The organism is Escherichia sp. XD33 (assembly GCF_019375075.1).
In the GTDB taxonomy this organism is placed as follows: Bacteria; Pseudomonadota; Gammaproteobacteria; order Enterobacterales; family Enterobacteriaceae; genus Enterobacter; species Enterobacter flexneri_A.
Window position 1 is genome coordinate 144,124 of sequence record NZ_JAENDM010000002.1, and the last position, 18,075, is coordinate 162,198.

General features: G+C 50.3%; 13 protein-coding genes. 8 read left to right on the top strand and 5 right to left on the bottom strand.

What is annotated here, in order from left to right:
* Positions 1 to 8: 8 nt before the first annotated feature.
* Positions 9 to 1,601 (bottom strand): PTS maltose transporter subunit IICB, encoded by a 1,593-nt coding sequence (gene malX / locus K0778_RS02225; RefSeq protein WP_000125636.1) that lies wholly within the window; start codon positions 1,599 to 1,601, stop codon positions 9 to 11.
* Positions 1,602 to 1,775: 174 nt separating this feature from the next.
* Here malX and malI point away from each other — a divergent pair, with 174 nt between their 5' ends.
* The 6 genes from malI to uidC all read left to right on the top strand — a co-directional run bounded on the left by malI (position 1,776) and on the right by uidC (position 9,369).
* On the top strand, positions 1,776 to 2,804 hold the full coding sequence (gene malI, locus K0778_RS02230) for a mal regulon transcriptional regulator MalI (protein WP_063084884.1): 1,029 nt from the start codon (positions 1,776 to 1,778) through the stop codon (positions 2,802 to 2,804).
* A 110-nt stretch (positions 2,805 to 2,914) separates the two neighbouring features.
* Positions 2,915 to 3,682: a 7-alpha-hydroxysteroid dehydrogenase gene (hdhA, locus tag K0778_RS02235; RefSeq protein ID WP_000483353.1), complete on the top strand. Its 768-nt coding sequence runs from the start codon at positions 2,915 to 2,917 to the stop codon at positions 3,680 to 3,682.
* A gap of 220 nt (positions 3,683 to 3,902) precedes the next feature.
* The gene (uidR, locus tag K0778_RS02240) at positions 3,903 to 4,493 is read left to right on the top strand and encodes a DNA-binding transcriptional regulator UidR (RefSeq protein WP_000969092.1); all 591 of its coding nucleotides are present in this window, start codon (positions 3,903 to 3,905) and stop codon (positions 4,491 to 4,493) included.
* 390 nt (positions 4,494 to 4,883) lie between these two features.
* Positions 4,884 to 6,695 (top strand): beta-glucuronidase, encoded by a 1,812-nt coding sequence (gene uidA / locus K0778_RS02245; protein ID WP_000945878.1) that lies wholly within the window; start codon positions 4,884 to 4,886, stop codon positions 6,693 to 6,695.
* The gene (gene uidB, locus K0778_RS02250; RefSeq protein ID WP_001075863.1) at positions 6,692 to 8,065 is read left to right on the top strand and encodes a glucuronide transporter; all 1,374 of its coding nucleotides are present in this window, start codon (positions 6,692 to 6,694) and stop codon (positions 8,063 to 8,065) included. The genes uidA and uidB overlap by 4 nt, the downstream gene beginning before the upstream one ends.
* A gap of 38 nt (positions 8,066 to 8,103) precedes the next feature.
* Positions 8,104 to 9,369 (top strand): glucuronide uptake porin UidC, encoded by a 1,266-nt coding sequence (gene uidC, locus K0778_RS02255; RefSeq protein WP_001227037.1) that lies wholly within the window; start codon positions 8,104 to 8,106, stop codon positions 9,367 to 9,369.
* 225 nt (positions 9,370 to 9,594) lie between these two features.
* Here uidC and K0778_RS02260 read toward each other — a convergent pair whose 3' ends face one another.
* Positions 9,595 to 11,103, bottom strand: a complete 1,509-nt coding sequence (locus tag K0778_RS02260; RefSeq protein WP_001043339.1) for a YdgA family protein — start codon at positions 11,101 to 11,103, stop codon at positions 9,595 to 9,597.
* A 100-nt stretch (positions 11,104 to 11,203) separates the two neighbouring features.
* The gene (gene manA / locus K0778_RS02265; protein ID WP_021559235.1) at positions 11,204 to 12,379 is read right to left on the bottom strand and encodes a mannose-6-phosphate isomerase; all 1,176 of its coding nucleotides are present in this window, start codon (positions 12,377 to 12,379) and stop codon (positions 11,204 to 11,206) included.
* Positions 12,380 to 12,577: 198 nt separating this feature from the next.
* Here manA and fumB point away from each other — a divergent pair, with 198 nt between their 5' ends.
* Both fumB and fumC read left to right on the top strand, forming a co-directional pair.
* Positions 12,578 to 14,224: a class I fumarate hydratase gene (gene fumB / locus K0778_RS02270; RefSeq protein ID WP_000066639.1), complete on the top strand. Its 1,647-nt coding sequence runs from the start codon at positions 12,578 to 12,580 to the stop codon at positions 14,222 to 14,224.
* Between the two features lie 142 nt (positions 14,225 to 14,366).
* Positions 14,367 to 15,770, top strand: a complete 1,404-nt coding sequence (fumC, locus tag K0778_RS02275) for a class II fumarate hydratase (protein ID WP_001099115.1) — start codon at positions 14,367 to 14,369, stop codon at positions 15,768 to 15,770.
* Here fumC and tus read toward each other — a convergent pair.
* Positions 15,767 to 16,696: a DNA replication terminus site-binding protein gene (gene tus / locus K0778_RS02280; RefSeq protein WP_001295399.1), complete on the bottom strand. Its 930-nt coding sequence runs from the start codon at positions 16,694 to 16,696 to the stop codon at positions 15,767 to 15,769. The genes fumC and tus overlap by 4 nt on opposite strands.
* A 75-nt stretch (positions 16,697 to 16,771) precedes the next feature.
* Complete coding sequence (gene rstB, locus K0778_RS02285) at positions 16,772 to 18,073, bottom strand: two-component system sensor histidine kinase RstB (RefSeq protein ID WP_000732510.1); 1,302 nt, start codon at positions 18,071 to 18,073, stop codon at positions 16,772 to 16,774.
* Positions 18,074 to 18,075 lie beyond the last annotated feature (2 nt).

Below are 18,075 nucleotides of genomic sequence, written 5' to 3' on the forward strand. Positions count from 1 at the left end.
TCTTATCCTTATGCCTGGACAGTATGCATCAGACCGGCCATTTCATCTTTTACTGACTGAACTTGTGGCCCGATAACAACCTGCAGGTTATGTTGATTAAGTTGTACTACGCCAATTGCCCGATTGTCCTTCAGTGCCTGCACATTAACAAGCGACATATCTTTCACAGACAAACGCAGACGGGTAATGCAGTTATCGAGGCTGACAATATTGTCGGCACCGCCTAATGCTTCGAGGATTGCCGGAACGTTGTAGCCTGATTTACCCGGCGCACCGGCAACGGCTTTTTCGATTGAACTGGCCACTTCGCTATCGCGCCCCGGGGTTTTCAGATTGAAGCGGGTGATAGCGAAACGGAAGATGATGTAGTAAACGACAAACCAGATTGCCGCCACCACTGGCACCATGTACCACTTGGTTGACAGACCATGCAAAATACCGAACACCACGAAGTCGATGATATTACCGTCGGTATTACCGATGGTGACGCCGAGCACAGACATGACGGTGAAGCCGAGGCCGGTTAACAGCGCGTGGATGACATACAGAACTGGCGCTACGAACAGGAACAGGAATTCCAGCGGTTCGGTAGTGCCGCCAACGACACAGGCGATCAGGCCAGAAATCAGCAGACCTTTAATTTTATGGCGATTTTCCGGGCGCGCGCAGTGATACATAGCTAACGCTGCACCTGGCAGACCGCCGAGAAACGCAGGCATTTTGCCTTGCGAAAGGAAACGCGTGGCGCTTTCAGAAAAACCGTGAGTGGTCGGGCAACTCAATTGCGCCTGGAAGATGGTCAGTGCGCCGCTGACGGTTTGACCGCAGACTTCCTGCGTGCCACCTGCGTCGGTAAAGCGAATTAATGCCACCAGAATGTGATGCAGACCAAACGGCAACAGCAGACGTTCACCGGTACCAAACAGCATCGGTCCGAGATCACCCGCGCTATTGATCATATGGCCTAAGCCGCTAATACCCATGGCGAAAATCGGCCAGACTAATGGAATCACCAGGCCGACAAGGCCCATCACCAGCGAGGAGATAATTGGTACAAAGCGCGTACCGCCGAAGAATGCCAGCGCATCCGGCAGGCGGATATTATGGAATCGCTCATGCAGCATCCAGACGATAATACCGGCGATCACCGCACCGAGGATCCCGGTATCGATCGACTGGATCCCAAGAATGCTCTGTATGTTATTGGCTTTCAGAACGGCGGCGTCTGTGGTTGGCAGAATGCCTTTATTGGTTAACCAGAAGTTTACCGCGAGGTTCATTACCGCATAACCGACGAAGCCAGCGAATGCCGCTACGCCTTTGTTTTCGCGTGCCAGACCCAGCGGGATGGCGATACAGAACATGACTGGCAGGAAACTAAAAGCAAACGAGCCAATCTTACTCATCCAGGTAAAGATAGCCTGCAACACGGGGTTGCCCAGGACCGGGAGCAGGGTGATGACATCGTGGCTACTAAGGGAACTACCAATGCCGAGCATAATGCCGCAGAACGACAATAATGCCACGGGTAACATGAAGGTTTTGCCTAACTGCTGGAAGAACTCCCACAGCGTGACTTTCGGTGCTGTTTTCGCCGTCATAAAACGACTCCTCGTAGAGAACAATCTGGATTCAGTAAATTGCGCGAGAAGATAAAACGTTTTATCAAATTTTAGTGAGGCATAAATCACATTACGCAACGATAATAGCGGGTATAAGATAAATAAAAGGTAAAACGTTTTACCTGTCACATAATCAGGGAGTAGGTCATCTGCATGGCTACCGCCAAAAAAATAACCATTCATGATGTTGCGCTGGCTGCGGGCGTGTCGGTAAGTACCGTTTCGCTGGTGCTTAGTGGCAAAGGGCGAATCTCTACCGCCACAGGAGAACGCGTTAACGCCGCCATTGAAGAGCTGGGATTTGTGCGCAATCGCCAGGCGTCGGCGCTGCGCGGCGGGCAAAGCGGCGTCATTGGTTTGATCGTCCGTGATTTATCTGCGCCGTTTTACGCCGAATTGACGGCCGGATTGACGGAAGCTCTGGAAGCGCAGGGACGGATGGTTTTTTTGCTTCACGGCGGTAAAGACGGCGAGCAGCTGGCACAGCGGTTTTCACTGTTACTGAATCAGGGTGTCGATGGTGTGGTAATTGCCGGGGCTGCAGGAAGCAGCGATGACCTGCGACGGATGGCAGAAGAAAAAGGTATCCCGGTGATTTTCGCTTCCCGTGCCAGTTATCTTGATGATGTTGATACGGTTCGCCCGGACAACATGCAGGCTGCACAGTTGTTGACGGAGCATCTCATTCGCAATGGGCATCAGCGGATCGCCTGGCTGGGAGGGCAAAGTTCCTCATTAACCCGTGCAGAACGGGTGGGGGGCTATTGTGCAACTCTACTAAAATTTGGCCTGCCGTTTCACAGCAATTGGGTGCTGGAGTGCACTTCCAGCCAGAAGCAAGCCGCGGAAGCTATCACGGTGCTTTTACGCCATAACCCGACCATCAGTGCCGTGGTTTGCTATAACGAAACTATTGCGATGGGGGCATGGTTTGGTTTGCTGAAAGCAGGGCGGCAAAGCGGGGAAAGCGGAGTCGATCGTTACTTTGAGCAACAGGTTTCGCTGGCGGCATTTACCGATGCGACACCAACCACCCTTGATGATATACCTGTTACCTGGGCCAGCACGCCAGCGCGGGAACTTGGTATCACACTTGCGGATCGCATGATGCAAAAAATCACCCATGAAGAGACGCATTCACGCAATCTTATTATTCCCGCCCGGCTCATTGCGGCGAAATAATCCTCTCTTTATCTGCTATACCTGGTAGTGTCCTTTCCTCAAGGTTAATGATAAAAATGTGGCACACAGGCGGTGCCTTTTATTTTTACTGAAGTTCACAGGAGGTTTATGTGTTTAATTCTGACAACCTGAGACTCGACGGAAAATGCGCCATCATCACAGGTGCGGGTGCAGGTATTGGTAAAGAAATCGCCATTACATTCGCGACAGCTGGCGCATCTGTGGTGGTCAGTGATATTAACGCCGACGCAGCTAACCATGTTGTAGACGAAATTCAACAACTGGGTGGTCAGGCATTTGCCTGCCGTTGTGATATTACTTCCGAACAGGAACTCTCTGCACTGGCAGACTTTGCTATCAGTAAGCTGGGTAAAGTTGATATTCTGGTTAACAACGCCGGTGGCGGTGGACCTAAACCGTTTGATATGCCAATGGCGGATTTTCGCCGTGCTTATGAACTGAATGTGTTTTCTTTTTTCCATCTGTCACAACTTGTTGCGCCAGAAATGGAAAAAAATGGCGGTGGCGTTATTCTGACCATCACTTCTATGGCGGCAGAAAATAAAAATATAAACATGACTTCCTATGCATCATCTAAAGCTGCGGCCAGTCATCTGGTCAGAAATATGGCGTTTGACCTGGGTGAAAAAAATATTCGGGTAAATGGCATTGCGCCGGGGGCAATATTAACCGATGCCCTGAAATCCGTTATTACACCAGAAATTGAACAAAAAATGTTACAGCACACGCCGATCAGACGTCTGGGCCAACCGCAAGATATTGCTAACGCAGCGCTGTTCCTTTGCTCGCCTGCTGCGAGCTGGGTAAGCGGACAAATTCTCACCGTCTCCGGTGGTGGGGTACAGGAGCTCAATTAATACACTAACGGACCGGTAAACAACCGTGCGTGTTGTTTACCGGGATAAACTCATCAACGTCTCTGCTAAATAACTGGCAGCCAAATCACGGCTATTGGTTAACCAATTTCAGAGTGAAAAGTATACGAATAGAGTGTGCCTTCGCACTATTCAACAGCAATGATAGGCGCTCACCTGACAACGCGGTAAACTAGTTATTCACGCTAACTATAATGGTTTAATGATGGATAACATGCAGACTGAAGCACAACCGACACGGACCCGGATCCTCAATGCTGCCAGAGAGATTTTTTCAGAAAATGGATTTCACAGTGCCTCGATGAAAGCCATCTGTAAATCTTGCGCCATTAGTCCCGGGACGCTCTATCACCATTTCATCTCCAAAGAAGCCTTGATTCAGGCGATTATCTTACAGGACCAGGAGAGGGCGCTGGCCCGTTTCCGGGAACCGATTGAAGGGATTCATTTCGTTGACTATATGGTCGAGTCCATTGTCTCTCTCACCCATGAAGCCTTTGGACAACGGGCGCTGGTGGTTGAAATTATGGCGGAAGGGATGCGTAACCCACAGGTCGCCGCCATGCTTAAAAATAAGCATATGACGATCACGGAATTTGTTGCCCAGCGGATGCGTGATGCCCAGCAAAAAGGCGAGATAAGCCCAGACATCAACACGGCAATGACTTCACGTTTACTGCTGGATCTGACCTACGGTGTACTGGCCGATATCGAAGCGGAAGACCTGGCGCGTGAAGCGTCGTTTGCTCAGGGATTACGCGCGATGATTGGCGGTATCTTAACCGCATCCTGATTCTCTCTCTTTTTCGGCGGGCTGGTGATAACTGTGCCCGCGTTTCATATCGTAATTTCTCTGTGCAAAAATTATCCTTCCCGGCTTCGGAGAATTCCCCCCAAAATATTCACTGTAGCCATATGTCATGAGAGTTTATCGTTCCCAATACGCTCGAACGAACGTTCGGTTGCTTATTTTATGGCTTCTGTCAACGCTGTTTTAAAGATTAATGCGATCTATATCACGCTGTGGGTATTGCAGTTTTTGGTTTTTTGATCGCGGTGTCAGTTCTTTTTATTTCCATTTCTCTTCCATGGGTTTCTCACAGATAACTGTGTGCAACACAGAATTGGTTAACCAATCAGATTAAAGGTTGACCAGTATTATTATCTTAATGAGGAGTCCCTTATGTTACGTCCTGTAGAAACCCCAACCCGTGAAATCAAAAAACTCGACGGCCTGTGGGCATTCAGTCTGGATCGCGAAAACTGTGGAATTGATCAGCGTTGGTGGGAAAGCGCGTTACAAGAAAGCCGGGCAATTGCTGTGCCAGGCAGTTTTAACGATCAGTTCGCCGATGCAGATATTCGTAATTATGCGGGCAACGTCTGGTATCAGCGCGAAGTCTTTATACCGAAAGGTTGGGCAGGCCAGCGTATCGTGCTGCGTTTCGATGCGGTCACTCATTACGGCAAAGTGTGGGTCAATAATCAGGAAGTGATGGAGCATCAGGGCGGCTATACGCCATTTGAAGCCGATGTCACGCCGTATGTTATTGCCGGGAAAAGTGTACGTATCACCGTTTGTGTGAACAACGAACTGAACTGGCAGACTATCCCGCCGGGAATGGTGATTACCGACGAAAACGGCAAGAAAAAGCAGTCTTACTTCCATGATTTCTTTAACTATGCCGGGATCCATCGCAGCGTAATGCTCTACACCACGCCGAACACCTGGGTGGACGATATCACCGTGGTGACGCATGTCGCGCAAGACTGTAACCACGCGTCTGTTGACTGGCAGGTGGTGGCCAATGGTGATGTCAGCGTTGAACTGCGTGATGCGGATCAACAGGTGGTTGCAACTGGACAAGGCACTAGCGGGACTTTGCAAGTGGTGAATCCGCACCTCTGGCAACCGGGTGAAGGTTATCTCTATGAACTGTGCGTCACAGCCAAAAGCCAGACAGAGTGTGATATCTACCCGCTTCGCGTCGGCATCCGGTCAGTGGCAGTGAAGGGCGAACAGTTCCTGATTAACCACAAACCGTTCTACTTTACTGGCTTTGGTCGTCATGAAGATGCGGACTTGCGTGGCAAAGGATTCGATAACGTGCTGATGGTGCACGACCACGCATTAATGGACTGGATTGGGGCCAACTCCTACCGTACCTCGCATTACCCTTACGCTGAAGAGATGCTCGACTGGGCAGATGAACATGGCATCGTGGTGATTGATGAAACTGCTGCTGTCGGCTTTAACCTCTCTTTAGGCATTGGTTTCGAAGCGGGCAACAAGCCGAAAGAACTGTACAGCGAAGAGGCAGTCAACGGGGAAACTCAGCAAGCGCACTTACAGGCGATTAAAGAGCTGATAGCGCGTGACAAAAACCACCCAAGCGTGGTGATGTGGAGTATTGCCAACGAACCGGATACCCGTCCGCAAGGTGCACGGGAATATTTCGCGCCACTGGCGGAAGCAACGCGTAAACTCGACCCGACGCGTCCGATCACCTGCGTCAATGTAATGTTCTGCGACGCTCACACCGATACCATCAGCGATCTCTTTGATGTGCTGTGCCTGAACCGTTATTACGGATGGTATGTCCAAAGCGGCGATTTGGAAACGGCAGAGAAGGTACTGGAAAAAGAACTTCTGGCCTGGCAGGAGAAACTGCATCAGCCGATTATCATCACCGAATACGGCGTGGATACGTTAGCCGGGCTGCACTCAATGTACACCGACATGTGGAGTGAAGAGTATCAGTGTGCATGGCTGGATATGTATCACCGCGTCTTTGATCGCGTCAGCGCCGTCGTCGGTGAACAGGTATGGAATTTCGCCGATTTTGCGACCTCGCAAGGCATATTGCGCGTTGGCGGTAACAAGAAAGGGATCTTCACTCGCGACCGCAAACCGAAGTCGGCGGCTTTTCTGCTGCAAAAACGCTGGACTGGCATGAACTTCGGTGAAAAACCGCAGCAGGGAGGCAAACAATGAATCAACAACTCTCCTGGCGCACCATCGTCGGCTACAGCCTCGGTGACGTCGCCAATAACTTCGCCTTCGCAATGGGGGCGCTCTTCCTGTTGAGTTACTACACCGACGTCGCTGGCGTCGGTGCCGCTGCGGCGGGCACCATGCTGTTACTGGTGCGGGTATTCGATGCCTTCGCCGACGTCTTTGCCGGACGAGTGGTGGACAGTGTGAATACCCGCTGGGGAAAATTCCGCCCGTTTTTACTCTTCGGTACTGCGCCGTTAATGATCTTCAGCGTGCTGGTATTCTGGGTGCCGACCGACTGGAGCCATGGTAGCAAAGTGGTGTATGCATATTTGACCTACATGGGCCTCGGGCTTTGCTACAGCCTGGTGAATATTCCTTATGGTTCACTTGCTACCGCGATGACCCAACAACCACAATCCCGCGCCCGTCTGGGCGCGGCTCGTGGGATTGCCGCTTCATTGACCTTTGTCTGCCTGGCATTTCTGATAGGACCGAGCATTAAGAACTCCAGCCCGGAAGAGATGGTGTCGGTATACCATTTCTGGACAATTGTGCTGGCGATTGCCGGAATGGTGCTTTACTTCATCTGCTTCAAATCGACGCGTGAGAATGTGGTACGTATCGTTGCGCAGCCGTCATTGAATATCAGTCTGCAAACCCTGAAACGGAATCGCCCGCTGTTTATGTTGTGCATCGGTGCGCTGTGTGTGCTGATTTCGACCTTTGCGGTCAGCGCCTCGTCGTTGTTCTACGTGCGCTATGTGTTAAATGATACCGGGCTGTTCACTGTGCTGGTACTGGTGCAAAACCTGGTTGGTACTGTGGCATCGGCACCGCTGGTGCCGGGGATGGTCGCGAGGATCGGTAAAAAGAATACCTTCCTGATTGGCGCTTTGCTGGGAACCTGCGGTTATCTGCTGTTCTTCTGGGTTTCCGTCTGGTCACTGCCGGTGGCGTTGGTTGCGTTGGCCATCGCTTCAATTGGTCAGGGCGTTACCATGACCGTGATGTGGGCGCTGGAAGCTGATACCGTAGAATACGGTGAATACCTGACCGGCGTGCGAATTGAAGGGCTCACCTATTCACTATTCTCATTTACCCGTAAATGCGGTCAGGCAATCGGAGGTTCAATTCCTGCCTTTATTTTGGGGTTAAGCGGATATATCGCCAATCAGGTGCAAACGCCGGAAGTTATTATGGGCATCCGCACATCAATTGCCTTAGTACCTTGCGGATTTATGCTACTGGCATTCGTTATTATCTGGTTTTATCCGCTCACGGATAAAAAATTCAAAGAAATCGTGGTTGAAATTGATAATCGTAAAAAAGTGCAGCAGCAATTAATCAGCGATATCACTAATTAATATTCAATAAAAATAATCAGAACATCAAAGGTGCAACTATGAGAAAAATAGTGGCCATGGCCGTTATTTGCCTGACGGCTGCCTCTGGCCTTACCTCTGCTTATGCGGCGCAACTGGCTGACGATGAAGCGGGACTACGCATCAGACTGAAAAACGAATTGCGCAGGGCGGATAAGCCCAGTGCTGGCGCGGGAAGAGATATTTACGCATGGGTACAGGGAGGATTGCTCGATTTCAATAGTGGTTATTATTCCAATATTATTGGCGTTGAAGGCGGGGCGTATTATGTTTATAAATTAGGTGCTCGTGCTGATATGAGTACCCGGTGGTATCTTGATGGTGATAAAAGTTTTGGCTTTGCCCTGGGGGCAGTAAAAATAAAACCCAGTGAAAATAGCCTGCTTAAATTAGGTCGCTTCGGGACGGATTATAGTTATGGTAGCTTACCTTATCGTATTCCGTTAATGGCTGGCAGTTCGCAACGTACATTACCGACAGTTTCTGAAGGAGCATTAGGTTATTGGGCTTTAACACCAAATATTGATCTGTGGGGAATGTGGCGTTCACGAGTATTTTTATGGACTGATTCAACAACCGGTATTCGTGATGAAGGGGTGTATAACAGCCAGACGGGAAAATACGATAAACATCGCGCACGTTCTTTTTTAGCCGCCAGTTGGCATGATGATACCAGTCGCTATTCTCTGGGGGGATCGGTACAGAAAGATGTTTCCAATCAGATACAAAGTATTCTCGAGAAAAGCATACCGCTCGACCCGAATTATACGTTGAAAGGGGAGTTGCTCGGCTTTTACGCGCAGCTCGAAGGTTTAAGTCGTAATACCAGCCAGCCCAATGAAACGGCGTTGGTTAGTGGACAATTGACCTGGAATGCGCCGTGGGGAAGCGTATTTGGCAGTGGTGGTTATTTGCGCCATGCAATGAATGGTGCCGTGGTGGATACCGACATTGGCTATCCCTTTTCATTAAGTCTTGATCGTAACCGTGAAGGAATGCAGTCCTGGCAATTGGGCGTCAACTATCGTTTAACGCCGCAATTTACGCTGACATTTGCACCGATTGTGACTCGCGGCTATGAATCCAGTAAACGAGATGTGCGGATTGAAGGCACGGGTATCTTAGGTGGTATGAACTATCGGGTCAGCGAAGGGCCGTTACAAGGGATGAATTTCTTTCTTGCTGCCGATAAAGGGCGGGAAAAGCGCGATGGCAGTACGCTGGGCGATCGCCTGAATTACTGGGATGTGAAAATGAGTATTCAGTATGACTTTATGCTGAAGTAAAAAATAACGCCGGAGAGAAAAATCTCCGGCGTTTCAGATTGTTGACAAAGTGCGCGTTTTTTATGCCGGATGCGGCGTAAACGCCTTATCCAGCCTACAAAAACTCATAAATTCAAAGTGTTGCAGGAAAAGGTAGGCCTGATAAGCGTAGCGCATCAGGCAATCTCTGGTTTGTTTTCAGATGAAAACGCCGGAGTGAAAATTCTCCGGCGTTTTGGCCGTGAATTACTGCTGCGGAATTGCCGGTACAGCCGGAACGTTAAGAGCTGGCATCGCAAACATGCCAACAAAATCTTCTAACGACATTTTCTGCCCATTTAACGTTATCTGACCGTTAGCATATTGCAGGCTGGTGGTGATGGTATTGTCCTGCAAGGTGGTCAGACGGAACATCTGCCCCATTGCTGATGCACCTTCAACTTGCTGTTTCGCCAGTTTTTTCGCTTGATCTTCCTGATAACCTTCCAGCTTCGCTACCTGAGTCATAAACTCAGTTGCCATATCCACCGGAATGGTCAGTTTCGCATCCAGAGATTTAACCGAACGATCTACTTCCTGCGCCAGCGTTTGCGGCGCTTCTTTAGTCGTTGCCGGATCTTTCAGGAACAGCGACAGATTCAGGGCACTTTCACCCTGACTGTTTTTCCAGCTTAGCGGCGCGATAGTAATCACCGGATCGCCTTTCAGCATCAGCGGCAGGGCGCTAAAGAAGGCTTCCGTCACTTTCTCCTGATAAAGTTCGGGGTTGTTGGCAATTTCTGGCTGTGCCAGCAGCGCCTGAGTTTGCGCGTTATATTGCTGGCTAAACTGATGCCAGGCTTCACCATCAATCTGGCCGACTTTTAAAGTCAGCTTGCCGCTGCCCAGATCCTGATTCTGTACCTTCAGGCTGTTTAGCGAGTAATCCAGTTGGCTATTGATCGTTTTACCGTCATTGACCAGATCCGATTTACCGCTGATCTCCATGCCTTCCAGCAGTGCCAGTTCTTTGCCTTCCACTGAAATGGTCATTTTTTCCAGTGACAGTTTTTGATTTCCTACACGCTCACCAAAACTTGCCAGCGTGCTGGAACCGTCGGTTTTCAGATTATTAAAGGTCAACTGCACTTTCTGGTTGTATTCGTTAACTGCGTCTATCCGACCACTTTGCGCCTCCCCGGAAAGGGAGATGGCTTTGCCGTCTCTGTCAGCATTTAACTGGAACTCGCCGCCGCTAAAGGCGACTTTTTCATCCTTTTGCTCGTAATTCAGTGGCTTGAGCGAAATATCGGAACTGGAATCACCGCTGTAACCAATGCGCGAGTTAATCTCAAAAGGCGTTTCACCTTTTGCCATATCAAACAGTGGTTTGCTTACTTCGTTATTAACCAGCGTGGTTTGAATTGATGCCATCGACGGGATCAGGTTCAGTTTTTTAAGCTGGGCAAGCGGGAAGGGACCATGATCAACCGATTCGTTGAAGATGACGCTCTGACCGCTTTTAATCCACGGATTTTCTTTCCCGGCAATGGGTTTCACCAACAGTTGCAACTGGCTGCTGAATACGCCGCGATGATAGTTTTGATAACTCACTTCCAGGTTGGATTCAGGAGCTGTCAGTTTGAGTTGCGCGTTCGCCTGCGCGACCATGTCTTCGAGATGGGTTTCAATCTTCTTGCCTGTATACCATGCGCCGCCTGTCCAGACTACGCCTAGCGCAACAATGACGCCTACCGCTACCAGCGATTTATTCATAATGATTATCCATAAAATGAAATCAGGCGGACTGGCCGCCTGAAGGTGTTATAAGCCTTTAATAAGCTTAGCAAGAGATGTTAATTTTTTCAGTAAGCTCTTACAGCTTGTTGTAAACACGCGCTAAACGGCCGTGGCCTTTGACAGTCACCGGTGATTCGTTGGCGGCAATAAACGCTGATTCACCCGGTTTAAGCTGTAACTGCTGAGAACCTTTCCACAACGTTGCATCGCCTTCGACGCAGAACAAAATGGCGGCACTCTGCTGGCTAATGGTGGTTTCTTTATCACTAAGGTCATGCAGCGAGAAGGCAAAATCATCCACTGGAATCGGGAAGTCCAGTTCTGCACCTTGTTTCACCGGCTGGGTCAACAACTGGTTAGCCGGTTTGGCTTCGAATTTCACATTGGCAACCAGTTCCGGAATATCAATGTATTTAGGCGTCAGACCCGCACGCAGCACGTTATCGGAGTTTGCCATCACTTCCAGCGCCACGCCTTGCAGGTAAGCGTGCGGTGTTTCAGCGAACAGGAACATCGCTTCGTCAGGGTTCAATTTCACCACATTCAGCAATAGCGGGGAGAACAGACCGCTGTCTTCCGGGTAAAATTCAGAAATTAAACGAATCGTTTGCCACGGTTCACCCTGCTGGCTATCGAGGGCCGATTTTAAAATCGCCAGCGCGCGGGATTTTTCTTCACCCTGCATATTCAACAGGCTGGCGAACAGTTCGCTTAAACGTTCGGCATCAGGCTGTTGTAAAAAGTGAGCAATCGCCGGATGTGCACCTGCGACCGGCTGGAGTAGGGAGACAATCTCGGAAAATTCACGAAACGCGTTCATCGCAAGGAAAGGCGTCAGCGCAAAAACCAGCTCCGGCTTGTGGTTAGGATCTTTATAGTTACGCTCGGCGGCATCCATCGGGATACCTGCGGCATTTTCTTTGGCAAAACCGATTTCAGAATTGTGTTTGTTTGGATGAACCTGAATGGAGAGTGGCTGTGCTGCGCATAATACTTTGAACAGGAAAGGCAGTTCGCCAAAGCGTTTGGCAACGGCCTCTCCGAGCAGAGTCGATTTATCACTCTCAATCACATCACGCAGTGAAACGATATCTCCGGCGGCATTCTGCACTCGTGAACTGCTTTTCGGATGTGCGCCCATCCACAGCTCGGCCATCGGCTGGCTGGACGGATTTTCCATACCATAAAGTTCAGTCAACGCCGTTTTGCTGCCCCAGGCATAGTTTTGCACTGAGTTAATGAGTTTTTGCATGATCAATCCCTGTTTTAATGTGGAAATTAATCCCACTATTAAAGCAAGAATCCTACGGGAAGTAACCTGGAGCCGCAAAAAGTCGTACTAGTCTCAGTTTTTGTTAAAAAAGTGTGTAGGATATTGTTACTCGCTTTTAACAGGGCAACGGAACACCCGCCCAGAGCATAACCAAACCAGGCAGTAAGTGAGAGAACAATGTCAAACAAACCCTTTCATTATCAGGCTCCTTTTCCACTCAAAAAAGATGATACTGAGTATTACCTGCTAACCAGCGAACACGTTAGCGTATCTGAATTTGAAGGGCAGGAGATTTTGAAAGTCGCACCCGAAGCGTTAACTCTGTTGGCGCGCCAGGCGTTTCATGATGCGTCGTTCATGCTGCGTCCGGCGCACCAACAACAGGTGGCCGACATTCTGCGTGACCCGGAGGCCAGCGAAAATGATAAATATGTGGCGCTGCAATTCCTGCGTAACTCCGACATCGCGGCGAAAGGCGTTCTGCCAACCTGTCAGGATACCGGCACCGCGATTATTGTTGGTAAAAAAGGGCAGCGTGTATGGACCGGTGGTGGTGATGAAGCGGCGCTGGCGCGCGGTGTCTATAACACTTATATCGAAGATAATCTGCGCTACTCGCAAAACGCGCCGCTGGATATGTATAAAGAAGTGAATACCGGCACCAATCTGCCAGCGCAGATCGATCTTTATGCCGTTGATGGCGACGAATACAAATTCCTCTGTATCGCCAAAGGTGGTGGTTCGGCAAACAAGACGTATCTCTATCAGGAAACCAAAGCGTTACTGACGCCGGGGAAACTGAAAAATTACCTGGTTGAGAAGATGCGCACGCTGGGTACGGCGGCCTGTCCTCCGTATCATATTGCGTTCGTTATTGGTGGAACTTCTGCAGAAACGAACCTTAAAACGGTGAAACTGGCTTCCGCGAAATACTATGATGAACTGCCAACGGAAGGGAATGAGCACGGTCAGGCGTTCCGCGATGTGGAACTGGAAAAAGAATTGCTGATCGAAGCGCAAAATCTTGGTCTGGGTGCGCAGTTTGGTGGTAAATACTTCGCTCACGACATCCGCGTGATTCGCCTGCCACGTCACGGCGCATCCTGCCCGGTCGGTATGGGCGTCTCCTGCTCTGCTGACCGTAATATCAAAGCGAAGATCAACCGTCAGGGGATCTGGATCGAAAAACTGGAACATAATCCAGGCAAATATATCCCGGAAGAGCTGCGCAAAGCGGGAGAAGGCGAAGCGGTGCGCGTTGACCTTAACCGTCCGATGAAAGAGATCCTCGCACAGTTGTCGCAGTATCCCGTTTCTACACGCTTATCGCTTAACGGCACGATTATCGTCGGTCGTGATATTGCTCACGCCAAACTGAAAGAGCGGATGGATAACGGTGAAGGGCTGCCGCAGTACATCAAAGATCATCCGATTTACTACGCGGGTCCGGCCAAAACGCCGGAAGGTTATGCCTCCGGTTCTCTTGGCCCAACGACCGCCGGACGGATGGATTCTTATGTCGATCAACTGCAAGCGCAGGGCGGAAGTATGATCATGCTGGCGAAAGGCAACCGCAGCCAGCAGGTGACGGATGCCTGTAAAAAACACGGCGGCTTCTACCTTGGCAGTATCGGTGGTCCGGCCGCTGTATTGGCGCAGGGAAGTATTAAGAGCCTGGAATGTGTTGAATATCCGGAACTGGGAATGGAAGCCATCTGGAAAATTGAAGTGGAAGATTTCCCGGCGTTTATCCTTGTGGATGATAAAGGAAATGACTTCTTCCAGCAGATACAACTCACACAGTGCACTCGCTGTGTGAAATAAACAGAGCCGCCCTTCGGGGCGGTTTTTTTACATGGCACGAAAGACCAAACATTTGTTATCAAATAGTAAATAATAAGTGAGCTAAAAGTTGCTTAACGAAAGCAAAACAGAAAGAAAAAATTAAACAGGTGAGGAGCAGGCCATGAATACAGTACGCAGCGAAAAAGATTCGATGGGGGCGATTGATGTCCCGGCAGATAAGCTGTGGGGCGCACAAACTCAACGCTCGCTGGAGCATTTCCGCATTTCGACGGAGAAAATGCCCACCTCACTGATTCATGCGCTGGCGCTAACCAAGCGCGCAGCGGCAAAAGTTAATGAAGATTTAGGCTTGTTGTCTGAAGAGAAAGCGAGCGCCATTCGGCAGGCGGCGGATGAAGTACTGGCAGGACAGCATGACGACGAATTCCCGCTGGCTATCTGGCAGACCGGCTCCGGCACGCAAAGTAACATGAACATGAACGAAGTGCTGGCTAACCGGGCCAGTGAATTACTCGGCGGCGTGCGCGGGATGGAACGTAAAGTTCACCCTAACGACGACGTGAACAAAAGCCAAAGTTCCAACGATGTCTTTCCGACGGCGATGCACGTTGCGGCGCTGCTGGCGCTGCGCAAGCAACTCATTCCGCAGCTTAAAACCCTGACACAGACGCTGAGTGAAAAATCGCGTGCATTTGCCGATATCGTCAAAATCGGTCGAACCCACTTGCAGGACGCCACGCCGCTAACACTGGGGCAGGAGATTTCCGGCTGGGTAGCGATGCTCGAGTATAATCTCAAACATATCGAATACAGCCTGCCTCACGTAGCGGAACTGGCTCTTGGCGGTACAGCGGTGGGTACTGGACTAAATACCCATCCGGAGTATGCGCGTCGCGTAGCAGATGAACTGGCAGTCATTACCTGTGCACCGTTTGTTACCGCGCCGAACAAATTTGAAGCGCTGGCGACCTGTGATGCTCTGGTTCAGGCGCACGGCGCGTTGAAAGGGTTGGCTGCGTCACTGATGAAAATCGCCAATGATGTCCGCTGGCTGGCCTCTGGCCCGCGCTGCGGAATTGGTGAAATCTCAATCCCGGAAAATGAGCCGGGCAGCTCAATCATGCCGGGGAAAGTGAATCCAACACAGTGTGAGGCATTAACCATGCTCTGCTGTCAGGTGATGGGGAACGACGTGGCGATCAACATGGGGGGCGCTTCCGGTAACTTTGAACTGAACGTCTTCCGTCCAATGGTGATCCACAATTTCCTGCAATCGGTGCGCTTGCTGGCAGATGGCATGGAAAGTTTTAACAAACACTGCGCAGTGGGTATTGAACCGAATCGTGAGCGAATCAATCAATTACTCAATGAATCGCTGATGCTGGTGACTGCGCTTAACACCCACATTGGTTATGACAAAGCCGCGGAGATCGCCAAAAAAGCGCATAAAGAAGGGCTGACCTTAAAAGCTGCGGCCCTTGCGCTGGGGTATCTTAGCGAAGCCGAGTTTGACAGCTGGGTACGGCCAGAACAGATGGTCGGCAGTATGAAAGCCGGGCGTTAATCCGCAACATACAGGTGCAGCCGGGGAATGATCAAACGAAGCGGCTGCGCCTGTGGTTTATAACGGTGTTGCACATTGTCGGCATCGTAATTTAACAACTCCCCAACATCCGGCACGCCCGCGCCATTATCCCGATTAATCAGCGCAATAAGCGGTGTAGGGCAAGCGTGTTGTACTTGTTTTTGATCTCCTTTGTACCAGACGCGGGCAATCGGCTGCACCTTCACTGGACGTTTGATTTTTAACTTCGCGTTCTGTGGCAGGGCAGCGATATCCTGATACTCTCGCTCCAGTTTTCTTTGCCACTCCTCGCGCGTCCACGGTGCGACACTGCGTGGTGATTTCAGGCTTTTTTCCAGCTGTGCCAGGACTTCATCACGATGCAAATTTTTAATGATATGTTTATTAGCCCAGCCAAAACGTAAAGTGGCGGGGTCGTGCAGAACGGTGAGCGTGCGGTAAGCATTAAGGGTGATCAGCCCCGGCAAATGACGATGCACCCATTCAAAACGTGCCGCGGTGGGGAGTTCTGATTCAACCGTGACGATATGCTCGAACGTGGTCTTGAGTTTATTGATGTGCTGAATATGACTGACCAACGCTGCTTGCGAAAGGTTATCGACCTGGTAACACAACACGCCAGGCAGACGGACAGCGGCCTTGCTGCTGCGATTTTCGGACTGTTGTTGAATAAATAAATGGCGGAAATGACGCAACGCCAGCGACTGCGCGTCGTTGCCGAGATGTTGTTTTACCTCAATACGATTAAGCGGATTATGCTCATCCTCTTTTTTTACCTCCGGCAAAGAGAACACGCGGGCAACCAATAGCTTGTGTTGCTCAAGATGAGCGGCAAATGCAGCCAGCTCTTGTTCCATCTGGCGAAAAGTAGTGTTGAGTCGGTCTACGAGATCGTAACGCGCCATAATATTAACCACTTTAGTTACAACATCCTTAATTTATAGCACAGTGGTGGTGACTTGACCACCGTGCGCGTAGTGTCAAGCAGAGGTAAATTGCGGGATGTTATGCCATAACGGCCAGCTAAACGAGAAGCGGGCACCACCCAGTTCGCTGGTGCCACAATTAACCGTACCGCCCATTGCCAGTGCTATAGAGTGGACAATTGCCAGTCCCAGCCCGCAGCCGCCGGTTGAGCGACCCCGGCTGGGATCGAGGCGAACAAAAGGTTCAAAGATATGTTCGCGGTTTTCTGGGGCAATCCCTGAGCCATCATCCTCAACAATTAATGTCGCTTTATTCCCCGACAGTAGCAGGCTGGTTTCAACCGTTGAATGGCAGTAGCGCAGGGCGTTATTGAGCAAATTATCCAGCACGCGCTCCATTAAGCGCATATCCAACGCCGCATAATGGCCTTGCATGAGCGTTTTTATCCGTACCGTTTTATCGGGCGTTACTGCCTGAATATCTGCCAGATGCGTTGACAGCCACAACGGCAGGTCTGGTTCGCTAAGATGAAGCTCGTTTTGTGGGCGATCGAGTCGGGCATAAGTCAGCAGCTCTTCAATTAAAGCTTCAAGTTGACTGATATCACGATTCAACGCCTGGGATTCGGCGGCGCTCAGGTTATCGCTCATCTCCAGTCGATAACGCAGGCGCACTAACGGTGTTCGCAGTTCGTGAGCGATACCGTCAATAAGCTGTTTTTTGCTGGCAATTAAGGCGTTGATATTGTCCGCCATCTGGTTAAATGCGACGCCAAGTCGTTCAAAGCTCGAACCCTCATCAAAGTGGATACGTTCATTGAGATGCCCATCGCCAAATCGTTGCGCCGCTGCTTCCAGTTTTAACATATCCTGCCAGTGCGGACGCATCCAGATAAACACCGGAAAGGCGAGGGAAATAGCAATAAAAGCGATCAGGGCGATATCCAGCAATCGCATCTGATGGAGATAATAAAGATAAGGAACAGGACCAACTGCCAGCACGTAGTGGCTGCGCGGGATACGCTGCAAAAACGTGTACTGATCGTCCAGGGCGACAATTTCGCCGCCACGCAGTCGGTGCATGGAAATATCATCAAGATGGTATTTACTCAGTGGCTCGACACGCAGATCGAAAGAGAGATTTAAATCCATCTCTTTCAGCGTCTTACCCCAGTCGTGTGGGGGGATCTCACGCAATTCGCTGCGCATCAGATACAGCGAACTGTTCATCAAATCATCCAGCGACTGTTTGCCCGCGCGTTCGGCGGTAAATTTGTACACCAGCCCAACCAGCAGAGACATCACAAGGAAGCAGACAAACAATAACAGGTAAAACTGGATAAACAATTTTTTCATCG

What these genes read in the sequence shown, in the direction of transcription:
- malX (WP_000125636.1), bottom strand. Translation starts at nt 1,601, where the DNA reads ATGACGGCGAAAACAGCACCGAAAGTCACGCTGTGGGAGTTCTTCCAG.
- malI (WP_063084884.1), top strand. Translation starts at nt 1,776, where the DNA reads ATGGCTACCGCCAAAAAAATAACCATTCATGATGTTGCGCTGGCTGCG.
- uidR (WP_000969092.1), top strand. Translation starts at nt 3,903, where the DNA reads ATGATGGATAACATGCAGACTGAAGCACAACCGACACGGACCCGGATC.
- uidA (WP_000945878.1), top strand. Translation starts at nt 4,884, where the DNA reads ATGTTACGTCCTGTAGAAACCCCAACCCGTGAAATCAAAAAACTCGAC.
- uidB (WP_001075863.1), top strand. Translation starts at nt 6,692, where the DNA reads ATGAATCAACAACTCTCCTGGCGCACCATCGTCGGCTACAGCCTCGGT.
- uidC (WP_001227037.1), top strand. Translation starts at nt 8,104, where the DNA reads ATGAGAAAAATAGTGGCCATGGCCGTTATTTGCCTGACGGCTGCCTCT.
- K0778_RS02260 (WP_001043339.1), bottom strand. Translation starts at nt 11,103, where the DNA reads ATGAATAAATCGCTGGTAGCGGTAGGCGTCATTGTTGCGCTAGGCGTA.
- manA (WP_021559235.1), bottom strand. Translation starts at nt 12,379, where the DNA reads ATGCAAAAACTCATTAACTCAGTGCAAAACTATGCCTGGGGCAGCAAA.
- fumB (WP_000066639.1), top strand. Translation starts at nt 12,578, where the DNA reads ATGTCAAACAAACCCTTTCATTATCAGGCTCCTTTTCCACTCAAAAAA.
- fumC (WP_001099115.1), top strand. Translation starts at nt 14,367, where the DNA reads ATGAATACAGTACGCAGCGAAAAAGATTCGATGGGGGCGATTGATGTC.
- tus (WP_001295399.1), bottom strand. Translation starts at nt 16,696, where the DNA reads ATGGCGCGTTACGATCTCGTAGACCGACTCAACACTACTTTTCGCCAG.
- rstB (WP_000732510.1), bottom strand. Translation starts at nt 18,073, where the DNA reads ATGAAAAAATTGTTTATCCAGTTTTACCTGTTATTGTTTGTCTGCTTC.